The sequence below is a fragment of the Pantoea sp. X-Soil-TKNS-1280 genome, assembly GCF_059730475.1.
In genome coordinates this window covers 2,356,814-2,368,581 of the sequence record NZ_AP035962.1, presented here as the reverse complement: position 1 = coordinate 2,368,581, position 11,768 = coordinate 2,356,814, and the positions used below count along the sequence as shown (strand labels likewise).

At 53.3% G+C, this 11,768-nt stretch carries 8 protein-coding genes; 2 read left to right on the top strand and 6 right to left on the bottom strand.

Translation table 11 applies throughout. The features are described from left to right. The first annotated feature begins 391 nt into the window (after window positions 1-391). Both AC6I8X_RS11040 and dadX read left to right on the top strand, forming a co-directional pair. Window positions 392-1,693 carry a D-amino acid dehydrogenase gene (locus AC6I8X_RS11040; RefSeq protein ID WP_084875250.1) on the top strand — a complete coding sequence of 434 codons (1,302 nt, stop codon included), beginning with the start codon at window positions 392-394 and terminating at the stop codon, window positions 1,691-1,693. A gap of 21 nt (window positions 1,694-1,714) precedes the next feature. Further along, window positions 1,715-2,785 carry a catabolic alanine racemase DadX gene (gene dadX / locus AC6I8X_RS11035; protein ID WP_313688912.1) on the top strand — a complete coding sequence of 357 codons (1,071 nt, stop codon included), beginning with the start codon at window positions 1,715-1,717 and terminating at the stop codon, window positions 2,783-2,785. Here dadX and AC6I8X_RS11030 read toward each other — a convergent pair. The 6 genes from AC6I8X_RS11030 to yeaG all read right to left on the bottom strand — a co-directional run bounded on the left by AC6I8X_RS11030 (window position 2,778) and on the right by yeaG (window position 11,513). Next, window positions 2,778-3,971, bottom strand: coding sequence for a multidrug effflux MFS transporter (locus AC6I8X_RS11030; protein ID WP_313688914.1), 1,194 nt, complete (start codon window positions 3,969-3,971; stop codon window positions 2,778-2,780). The genes dadX and AC6I8X_RS11030 overlap by 8 nt on opposite strands. A 122-nt stretch (window positions 3,972-4,093) precedes the next feature. Further along, window positions 4,094-5,560: an undecaprenyl-phosphate galactose phosphotransferase WbaP gene (gene wbaP / locus AC6I8X_RS11025; protein WP_299451252.1), complete on the bottom strand. Its 1,467-nt coding sequence runs from the start codon at window positions 5,558-5,560 to the stop codon at window positions 4,094-4,096. Window positions 5,561-5,941: 381 nt separating this feature from the next. Then, entirely contained in the window at window positions 5,942-6,175 is a 234-nt protein-coding gene (locus tag AC6I8X_RS11020) for a DUF1480 family protein (protein WP_299451249.1), read from the bottom strand. A gap of 77 nt (window positions 6,176-6,252) precedes the next feature. Continuing rightward, on the bottom strand, window positions 6,253-7,980 hold the full coding sequence (locus tag AC6I8X_RS11015; RefSeq protein WP_299451247.1) for a potassium/proton antiporter: 1,728 nt from the start codon (window positions 7,978-7,980) through the stop codon (window positions 6,253-6,255). Between the two features lie 230 nt (window positions 7,981-8,210). Further along, entirely contained in the window at window positions 8,211-9,488 is a 1,278-nt protein-coding gene (locus AC6I8X_RS11010) for a YeaH/YhbH family protein (protein ID WP_299451245.1), read from the bottom strand. 90 nt (window positions 9,489-9,578) lie between these two features. After that, window positions 9,579-11,513: a protein kinase YeaG gene (yeaG, locus tag AC6I8X_RS11005; protein WP_332665996.1), complete on the bottom strand. Its 1,935-nt coding sequence runs from the start codon at window positions 11,511-11,513 to the stop codon at window positions 9,579-9,581. Between the last annotated feature and the right edge of the window lie 255 nt (window positions 11,514-11,768).

Below are 11,768 nucleotides of genomic sequence, written 5' to 3'. Positions count from 1 at the left end.
GTCCACTGTCGCTTATCCGAAACCGGAACTCAAACGAATTCTTTTGGCACAAAATCATTCAATTAAACCCCGCAGATGATTTCGTAAACCCAAATATCAATAACGCTCCAATTATCAGAATAAAATTCTGTTTATAAGCGCATTATATGACTGCGGCGCTTTCTCCTGAAAAAAGAGAAAATCACTGGTTGGCGCATCATAAATTGCTGGTTAATGATTTTTTAGCATAAAAAATCCTGATTTTGCCGTGTCGGCATGATTTTAGTTACCAGAATGGTAAAAAACATGTGAAATGTGATGGTCAGATGAGAGGTTTTATCAGGTGTCTGGTTATGCTGTGCCGGGCGAATTATTTGGTCAATTATGCTTTTGTTGGGGTGGCGGGGGTCTTATGCGCGTAGTGATTCTGGGAAGTGGGGTGGTCGGCGTCGCAAGCGCCTGGTATCTGGCGCAGGCCGGACATGAGGTTACCGTCATTGATCGCCAGCCGGGTGCGGCACTGGAAACCAGTGCAGGCAACGCCGGACAGATTTCACCCGGCTATGCTGCCCCCTGGGCTGCTCCCGGTGTGCCGCTAAAAGCGGTTAAATGGATGTTTCAGCGTCACGCGCCGTTAGCTGTCCGCCTTGACGGCAGCCGCTTCCAGTTGGAGTGGATGTGGAACATGTTGCGTAACTGCGATATGCGTCATTATCAGGAAAACAAAAGCCGCATGGTGCGTATCGCCGAATACAGCCGTGATTGTCTGAAAGCGTTGCGGGAGTCAACCGGCATTGCTTACGAAGGGCGTCAGGGCGGTACATTGCAGCTGTTTCGTACCCGACAGCAGTTCGACAGTGCCAGCAAAGATATCGCCGTGCTAAAAGAAGCAGGCGTACCTTATGAATTGCTGGAGTCACATCAGCTGGCGAGTGCAGAGCCTGCGCTGGCGGCGACAGCGCATAAGCTGACAGGCGGTTTACGTCTGCCGAATGATGAAACCGGTGATTGCCAGCTGTTTACCCAGCGTCTGGCTGAGATGGCGAAAGCTGCGGGTGTCACCTTCCGCTTCGATACCCCGGTTGATCACCTGCTGCGTGAAGGCAACCGTATTTACGGCGTGAAGTGCGGCGATGAAGTGATCAAAGCCGATGCTTACGTGGTGGCGTTTGGTTCCTACTCCACCGCGCTGTTGAAAGATATTGTCTCCATCCCGGTTTATCCCCTGAAAGGCTACTCCCTGACCATCCCGATTAAAAATCCGGACGCTGCACCGGTTTCCACCATTCTTGATGAAACCTATAAAGTTGCCGTGACGCGGTTTGATGATCGCATCCGGGTGGGGGGTATGGCGGAAATTGTTGGTTTTAACACCAAACTGTTACCGGCACGACGTGAAACGCTGGAGATGGTGGTCAGCGATCTCTATCCTGAAGGCGGTTATGTTGAACAGGCCACTTTCTGGAGCGGATTGCGCCCAATGACGCCGGACGGTACACCGATTGTTGGACGTACGCCGCTCTCCAACCTCTATCTCAACACCGGTCACGGTACGCTGGGATGGACCATGGCCTGTGGTTCCGGTCAGCTGCTGGCCGATCTGATTTCCGGCCAGAAACCGGCTATCGCCTTTGACGATTTGTCTGTATTGCGTTATTTGCCGGGTTTTGAGCCAAACACTTCGCCGCTGCGTAATGCTAACGTAGCGCGCTGAGCATTCAGGGAGAGCAAGAGTATGTCACGTCCTATTGTCGCCACCGTTAATCAACAGGCGCTGCGACATAATCTGGCCATCGTTCGTCAGGCGGCGCCATCGTCACGCGTCTGGTCGGTGGTAAAGGCTAATGCTTACGGGCATGGTATCCGTCGTGTCTGGCAGAGCCTGGCCGAGACCGATGGTTTCGCGTTGCTGAATATGGAAGAGGCCATCCTGTTACGCGAACAGGGCTGGAAAAAACCGATTTTGCTGCTGGAAGGTTTCTTCCATCCCGAGGATCTGCAACTGATTGACCGCTATCGTCTGACCACCAGCGTACACAGTAACTGGCAAATCCAGGCGCTGGCGCAGGCGCAGCTCTCTGCCCCTGTCGATATCTACGTCAAAGTCAACAGTGGGATGAACCGTCTGGGCTTTCGCCCGGAGCAGGTTAACGCGGTGTGGCAGGCTCTGCGCGCACTGCCGAATGTGGCTGAGATGACGCTGATGGCACATTTTGCCGATGCGGAAAACCCGCAGGGACTGATCGAACCGATGAAACGCATCGAGCAGGCGGCAGAAGGGCTGCAATGCCCGCGTTCGTTGTCGAACTCGGCAGCGACATTGTGGCATCCGGAAGCGCATTTTGACTGGGTTCGTCCGGGTATCGTGCTGTACGGCGCCTCACCAAGTGGCAATTGGCAGGATATCGCCAGTACCGGCCTGCAACCGGTGATGACACTGACCAGTGAAATCATTGGTGTTCAGCAGTTGCAGGCGGGTGATGGTGTGGGATACGGCTATCGCTACCATGCGTCAGCTGCACAGCGTATTGGGGTAGTGGCCTGTGGCTATGCTGATGGCTATCCGCGTCATGCGCCAACCGGCACGCCGGTGTCAGTCGATGGCGTGAGAACCCGCACCCTCGGTGCCATCTCCATGGATATGATAATGATTGATTTGGAGCCCTGCCCGCAGGCTGGCATTGGTTCGAAAGTGGAGCTGTGGGGCGAGCAGGTGAAAATCGACGACGTGGCCAAAGCAGCCGGAACGGTGGGCTACGAGTTGATGTGTGCCCTGGCACCACGCGTTCCGGTGGAAATCATTTAACCGCAGTCAGAGATCCGTGCATTCCTTTGCTGCAGCGCCAGGCGATCAGCGCCAGCGCTGCACCAATCAGCATCATCAATGCCAGCGCAGATTTTTCTGCCAGCGGGAAGGCAACCACCAGCAGGCTGCCACCCGCACCGCATGCCATCTGAATAAATCCCTGTAACGCAGAGGCGACACCAGCCTGCTGTTGATACGGTTCCAGCGCATAGCTGGTGGCCGGTCCAACGGTGAACGCCAGGCCAGCGACCGAGATCGCCACCGGGATCATGTACAGCGACCAGTGGGTTTGCCAGCTATCCGGCAACAACACCATGCCTGCTGTCAGCAGCAGCGCGCCGACCAGCATCGCCACAAAACCCATCGCCAGGCAGAAAGGGCGTCCGGCTTTGCGAATGGTTTTGTTGACAAAAGCGCTGACCAGCATGATCCAGAAACCATTGGCACCAAAGGCAAAGGAGAACTGGAGCGGCGTAAGTCCGCCTTCCGTCATCAGTACATGGGGTGCCAGCGAGACATAGGTCAGCACCATGCCGAGTGCCCCGGCATTGGCAAAGGCAAAAGCAAGAAAACGCGGTTCACGCGCGATGGCGAGATATTGCGCCAGCGGCAGTCCGGCAACGCGCAACGTATTTGCCGGACGAGTCTCAGGCAGCCACAGCAGCACGACCACCGTAAGCACAACGGCGTAAATGCACAGGAACCAGAAAGGCGCGCGCCAGCCAAAGGCATCCGCCAGCAATCCCCCCAGCAATGGGGCCAGCGCCGGGACAATATTCAGTGCGCCATTCAGGAAACCGTAAGCGCGTGCGGCGGCTTCACCGCTGAGGCGATCGCGCACACCGCTGAAAGCCACCACTGCCGTGCAACACACCGCACAGCCCTGAATCAATCGCGCCAGCATGAACACCGGCCAGACGGTCGCGGTCGCCGCGACCGCACTGCCGATGATGTACAGCGCCAGGCCAATCAGGGCGATAGGTTTACGGCCAAAATTATCCACCAGCGGGCCGGTGATCAACTGACCCAACCCCATCACCAGCAGGAACAGCGGAATGGTGGTTTGAATCAGGCTTACCGGGCTGTCCAGCCCTTCAGCAATTTGCGGTAACGTCGGAAGATAAAGATCAATGCCGAGCGGTGCCAGCAGCACCAGGCTTAAGAGCAGTAGGGTAAATTTTTGCATTACGAACCAGAAACGTCCTGTTAATTGAGCGGGAAGGGTAATGATTAAGCGGAAAAAAAGAAAGGGGTAAAAAGAGAAAAGGCGATGCCTGCCAGACTGCAACAGACATCGCGTCGAGGGTATTAGTATGCGCCGTCGCGACGCAGCACGACGCCTGCGGTTTTGAACAAAATGGCGATGTCCGTCCACAGCGCCCAGTTCTTCACGTACCAGGAGTCGAAATAGACGCGGGTGTCGTAATCGATATCGTTACGGCCACTGACCTGCCAAAGCCCGGTCATACCCGGTTTAGCCATCAGGTAGTAATCCACATCCCCCGCATAGCGTTCCAGCTCAGCCTCAATCACCGGGCGTGGCCCCACCAGACTCATCTCACCGCGAATCACGTTCCACAACTGCGGCAGCTCATCAAGGCTGGTTTTACGCAGGAAGCCACCAATTTTGGTGATGCGTGGATCATTCTTCAATTTGAAATCCCGATCCCATTCAGCCCGGGCTTCCTCGCTGGTGGCGAGTAGGTTTTGCAGCACTTCCTGTGAGTTGGTCACCATCGATCGGAATTTCAGGCATTTAAACTTTTTGCCTTCAAATCCGACGCGCTCATGACCGTAGATGGCATTCCCGCCATCACGTTTCACCATCCAGCACAGCAGGCCGAAAACCGGGGCCAGGAACAGCAGCAGCAGCGAAGCCACCACGATATCAAAGGTCCGTTTCAGGAAGCGCGAAGAGCGTTTAGCCAGATTGTTGCTGACGCGCAGAATCATCACTTCATGGCTGAAGATAAATGACATGTCGGTGCCATACAGCGGCACGCCGCGCAGCGTCGGAATGACGGATACCGAGCGACACTGCATTTTTGACAGGAACTTCAGCCATTTATCACGCACCACCTGCTGCTCAAACTCGGTGGCGACGATAAATTGGGTGTTATCGCGGTCCATGGTTTGCCAGTTAATATCTTCCCAGGTGATGACCGGAACGCCATTGACACTTTCCGGGCGTTTATCATCCTCAAGTGCAATAAACGCCTGCACGTTGTAGCCAAGAATTTCTTCACTTTGCAGGGCTGCGTAGGCTTCCATGGCATTTTTACCGGAACCAATGATGATGGTCTCTTTTTGCCATTGTCCGGCGCGGTTGATGGCGCGTTTGACCCCGGCACGCATCAGTGGCAGCAGCAGCAGGGCATAGCTCCAGCTGAACACCCACACCATGCGTGAGAAGTCCCATTTCGAGAAGGCGATCAGCGCCAGATCGAGCAATGAGAACACAAACAGCGTTTTGACGATCTCTTTCAGCTCAAACCAGAAAGGCTTGCGATAAGTGTAATGACGTAAGCGCACCCAAAACCACAGCGTGCAAAGAAGTGACAGACCCAACTGGGCAATAAAACGATATTCAATCTGTTGTGGAGGAATAAAGCTGTCCAGTTCTCCCCAAATACCCTGGACGGTGGCGGCAGACAAAAAAAGTGCCAGATTTAATGCAATTAAATCAGAAATACTTAGGGCAACCTTCGCAATAAGATTTTTTCGCAAGCCGCTCCATGAGCGGGCCGCATTGTTCAATACCAATGTACTTGCCATAAAACCTGCTCTCTTTTCTTCAGTAAAAGATGGCCTGACCAGAATCAAGTACGCGTTCAGGTGTGAATCGCTGAATAGGGAAAGATATGATTTCTCAGCGAAATGTGAGTCGGTGCTGCCATTAGCGTTGCGCTTTAAAAGACCGCTAAAAACGTGATTATTGTCACAATATTCTGTAGCGGTGTTAAAGATTATGCAGGAGTTATCTGACGGAGTTAATATGGAAATAGTCTGAAAAGGAAAGAAATGCCTGGTGCGGAAGTGATATAACCTAATGAATATATGTAATAAAATCTAAAAATTATCCTATATAACGCCTTATTTTAAGACTGTTTTTAGGAATAACCGCCATTCGCAGCGGATGGCGGTAAATAAAATGACTCAGGCGGGTTTCTTTAGTACCCAGCGGTCTTGTTGCTTATCGTAGTGGCCAATTTCCAGATCGACGGGTTCGCCATCGATCCAGGCCGGTACGCTGGTTTCATGATCCCAGCCGTCGAGCTGATAGCTCAGGCCGGGGTTAGTCAGGCAGGGGATACTGACGGTGTCGGGTTTCTCGGCGTTCAGTTCCGCATCAATGATCTCGTAACGACCAATCTTAACCACATGTCCCATAGGAATCTCCCGTTTGCACTGGGTGGAACTGTGATCATAGTCGTTCTGGCTCGGTTTACGAGTGGTCTGGCCTCGGATTATTCCTTCTCTTCCGCCGGACGTACCCCAATCTTCAGAATGTGATTGTCTTCTTTCTCCGCCACCGTCCAGGTCAGCTGGTTCCATTCAACCTGGTCACCAACCACTGGCGTGCTGCCCAGCAGGGACATCACCAGCTGGCCGAGGGATTGCTGATCGTTAGTCTCTTCATCAAGATCCAGCCCGTAAATCTGCGCGACATCACGCAGCCGTGCATCGGCATCCAGAATAAAGTCACCAAAGAAGCGCTGGTCGAGCGCCACCGGTGGCGACTGACTGAACATCTTGCCGAGGGCGGGCAGATCGCGCTCGCGACCAATCACGCACAGCACGTCTCCCTCTTTGAGCCGCGTACTGCCATTAGGATGCATCAGCACATTGTCACGAAACAGCGCGGCGATACGGGTTTCACGCGGCATCTGCAAATCACGTAGCGCGGCACCGATACACCATTTGTCGGCGCTGAGTTGATAGACAAATTGTTCCCACGGGTTTTCCGGATGAATATCCAGTCCGACACGGCTAATCGGGGAGGCGGTCGGCGGGACCACCACTTTAGCTTTGCGCGCGGCAAAGCCCAGAGAGGTGCCCTGCAGCATCAGTGACACCAGCACCACAAAGAAGGCAATGTTGAAGTAAAGCGAGGAATTCTCCAGCCCGGCCATCATCGGAAATACCGCGAGGATGATGGGAACCGCGCCACGCAGCCCGACCCAACTGATAAAGATGCGTTCGCGGCCGGTAAAACCTTTAAACGGCAATAATCCCACCAGAATCGACAGCGGGCGCGCTACCAGAATCAGCCACAATGACAGCAGCATCGCCGGAATGGCGATATGCCAGAGATCCGAAGGGGTGACCAGCAGGCCCAACACGATAAACATGCCAATCTGGCTCAGCCACGCCATACCATCGAAAGTTTGCAGAATGCCATGGCGGTTGCGAATCGGGCTATTGCCCAGCAGGAAGCCACACAGGTAAACCGCCAGAATCCCGCTGCCTTCCATCACCGTGGTCAGCGCGAACACAATGATCCCGCCACTCAGCGCCAGCAGCGGATACAGCCCCTGTGCCAGATTGATGCGGTTGATCAGCTGTTGCAGCGCCCAGCCACCCCCCAGTCCGAGCACAATTCCCAGACCAAACTGCTGCACCAGATGCACCACAAACATCCAGCTCAGGCCGCTTTGTCCCTGCTGAATCATGTCGATCAGGGTGATGGTCAGAAACACCGCCATCGGGTCATTGCTGCCTGATTCAATCTCCAGTGTGGCGCTGACGCGTTCGTTCAGGCCCTTATCACCCAGCAGGGAAAAGACCGCTGCGGCGTCGGTGGAGCCGATAATGGCACCTATCAGAAAGCCCTGCATCAAATCGAGATGGAACAGCCAGGCGGCGGCCAGTCCGGTCAGACCGGCGGTGATCATCACGCCCACCGTTGCCAGCGACAGCGCCGGACCCAGCGCGACTTTAAACGAGCTGGCTTTGGTACGCATTCCACCGTCGAGCAGGATGATCGCCAGCGCCAGGTTCGAAACCAGATAAGCGACCGGATAGTTATCAAAAGCGATACCGCCGATACCATCAACCCCGGTCAGCATCCCCAGTGCGAGGAAGATCACCAGAATCGGGATACCCAGGCGTGATGAGAAGGAGCTAAGCAGAATACTTGCCGCTACCAGCACTGAACCAATAATGAACAAACTGTAAACCATGCTGGCATTCAACGGCATTCTCCTGCGGCGGGTGGCAAATCAGATGTAGTGTGTAAGTTTCACACGGATGAAGACAAAAGATAATGCCTTATCAATAGCTTGTCAGCGCAAAATTACACATTTTTTAATATCGGCAGGTGTTGGGGCATCTGTAGTTAAATTTGTCGGCAAAATCAGCATCGTCTGGCGGGAATGTAGCGGTTGCGGGAAAGAAAAAGCCGGTCAGTGACCGGCTATGCTTATCAGGCTTCTGCCACCTGTTTGTGGAAAAGTTCTCTAAATACCGGGTAAATATCTTCCGGCTCGCGGATGTGCTGAATCGCAAAGTTATCGAACATTGCCTGCAAATGCTCATACTCACGCCACAAGGTTTGATGGGCGCGGCGGGTGATCTCGATATAACTGTAATAACGCACCACCGGCAGAATGTTCTTCGCCAGAATCTCGTGGCACAACGGGGAGTCATCGGCCCAGTTATCGCCATCCGAGGCCTGCGCGGCATAGATATTCCATTGCGCCGGGTCGTAACGTTCTTTCACTACCTCGTCCATCAACTTCAGGGCGCTGGATACGATAGTACCGCCGGTCTCCTGCGAGTAGAAAAACTCCTGTTCATCCACTTCTTTTGCCTGGGTGTGATGGCGGATGTATACCACATCGACGTTTTTATAGGTTCGGCTCAGGAACAGATAGAGCAGAATGTAAAAACGCTTCGCCATGTCTTTGGTGGCCTGATCCATGGAGCCAGAAACGTCCATCAGACAGAACATCACCGCCTGGCTGGAAGGCTCAGGACGTTTCTCGAAATTTTTGTAACGCAGATCGAAGGTGTCAATAAACGGCACGCGTTCGATGCGCGCACGTAACTCCGCGATCTCTTTGCGCAGTCGCTCCTCTTCCAGCAGCTGCGCAGGCTCGGTTTTTTCCACCTCGCTGAGTGTGGCTTCCAGTTCATGCAGCATACGGCGTTTACCCGCCGTCATGGCAGTACGACGTGCCAGAGAATTCTGCAACGAACGCACCACGCTAATATTGGCCGGAACCCCATTAGAAGTGAAACCTGCCCGGTGGGTTTTGTATTCGTTTAACTGGCGATGCTGATTCTTACGCAGGTTAGGTAGCGCAAGATCTTCAAACAGTAAGTCAAGATATTCATCTTTCGAAATCTGGAAGACGAACTCATCCTGGCCTTCACCATCCTGACTGGCATTGCCCTGACCGGCTCCGCCACCGCCGCCGCCGCCCTGCGGGCGCTCGACGCGGTCATTCTGGACAAAATGATCGTTACCGGGATGGACGCGATGGCGGCTGCCGCCACGGCCCTGATGGAAAATCGGTTCGTTGATGTCGTCAATTGGAATGGAGACGGACTCGCCGCTTTCCACGTCGGTAACCGAACGCTTGTTGATGGCCTCGGAGATCGACTGCTTGATTTGCGACTTGTAACGGCGCAGAAAGCGCTGCCGATTGACTGCGCTTTTATTCTTGCCGTTCAGACGCCGATCGATGAAATAGGCCATAAAGTTCCCCCAAACTACAGTGCAAGCCAGGTCGGGCGAACCCGACCTTCCTCTTCCGGCGCACCGGCGCCGTTTAGCTTACAGACCGAATTATGACGATTTACGCACACGCAGATACCATTCGCACAGCAGGCGCACCTGTTTGCGGGTATAGCCTTTCTCCATCATGCGATCGACAAAATCATCATGTTTTTTCTGTTCGTCCGTTGAGGTTTTCGTATTGAACGAAATCACCGGTAGCAACTCTTCGGTGTTCGAGAACATTTTCTTCTCGATAACCGTGCGCAGTTTTTCGTAGCTGGTCCAGTTCGGATTGCGTCCGCTGTTCTGCGCACGGGCACGCAGCACAAAGTTGACAATCTCGTTACGGAAATCTTTCGGGTTGCTGATCCCGGCAGGTTTCTCGATTTTTTCCAGCTCGGCGTTCAGTGATTCACGATCAAACAATTGTCCGGTATCTGGATCGCGGTATTCCTGATCCTGAATCCAGAAATCGGCGTAGGTGACATACCGATCAAAAATGTTCTGACCATATTCCGAGTAAGATTCGAGGTAAGCCGTCTGAATCTCTTTGCCAATAAACTCGGCGTACTTCGGAATCAGGTAACCTTTCAGGTGCTCCAGATATTTCTCAGCCTGCTCCTGCGGGAACTGCTCGCGTTCAATTTGCTGTTCCAGCACATAGAACAGGTGTACCGGGTTAGCCGCCACTTCGGCATGGTCGAAGTTGAACACGCGTGACAGGATTTTAAAGGCGAAACGGGTAGAAAGACCGTTCATCCCTTCATCCACGCCAGCGTAGTCATGGTACTCCTGCCATGACTTGGCTTTCGGGTCGGTATCTTTCAGTGTCTCACCATCGTAGACGCGCATTTTGGAGTAGATACTGGAATTTTCCGGATCTTTCAGGCGCGAAAGGATGGAGAAACGCGCTAAGGTTTCCAGTGTACCCGGCGCGCAAGGCGCTGTGGCCAGCTCACTGTGGTTCAGCAGTTTCTCGTAGATTTTAATCTCTTCGGAAACACGCAGGCAGTAAGGCACTTTGACAATGTACACACGGTCAAGGAACGCTTCATTGTTTTTGTTGTTACGGAAGGTGACCCATTCTGATTCGTTGGAGTGCGCCAGAATGATGCCGTTAAACGGCAGTGCGGAGATCCCTTCAGTACCGTTGTAGTTCCCTTCCTGCGTTGCAGTCAGCAGAGGGTGCAGCACTTTGATCGGTGCTTTGAACATCTCAACGAATTCCATGATGCCCTGGTTGGCACGGCACAGTGCGCCGGAGTAGCCGTAAGCATCGGGATCGTTCTGGGCGTGGTTCTCCAGTTTACGGATATCCACTTTACCCACCAGCGCGGAGATGTCCTGGTTGTTTTCATCGCCCGGTTCAGTTTTGGCAATCGCCAGCTGTTCCAGAATAGATGGCCAGACTTTGACCACTTTAAAACGGGTGATATCGCCGCCGAAATCGTGCAGGCGTTTCGCTGCCCACGGAGACATGATGGTGCCGAGGTAACGCCGCGGCACACCATACTCTTTTTCGAGGATGTTGGCGTCTTCCTGCGGGTTGAACAGGCACAGCGGATGATCATTCACCGGGCTACGTTCGCCATCGGCACTGAGCACGTAAATCGGTACGCGCTGCATCAGCGATTTAAGGCGTTCGGCCAGGGAAGATTTACCGCCACCCACCGGACCCAACAGGTAAAGGATCTGTTTCTTCTCCTCCAGCCCCTGCGCAGCATGTTTGAGGTAAGAGACGATCTGTTCAATCGCTTCTTCCATGCCGTAGAACTCTTCAAACGCAGGGTAGCGTCCAATGACGCGATTCGAGAATATTCTGGAAAGGCGTGGCTCCTGAGCAGTGTCAACCATCACTGGCTCACCAATGGCCATCAACAGTCGCTCTGCAGCGTTGGCGTATGCACTGCGATCCTGCTTACAGATTGCGAGGAATTCCTGCAGTGTGAACTCTTCGTCCTTGGCAGCTTCATAACGCTGACGATAGTGATCGAATATATTCATAGCGATGCCCGTCCTTTCGTTTTTAGCACAGGTAAAGGAGCGTAATAAGATGCTCTTGCAGCTCCCGGAAGATATTCTCTATTGAGTACAGCAACCCTTATGCCAACCTGACGTTTTTTTATCGGGATACACAATTCTTATGGTTACTCTGCTCGTACAAAAAGTCTCGTCTTACTTTTAACTGTAGAAGGCATTTAAGAAATTTCCTCCGTCTTTTCTCCTTATTTAGCGATATATCAATAACAAAGTCTCATA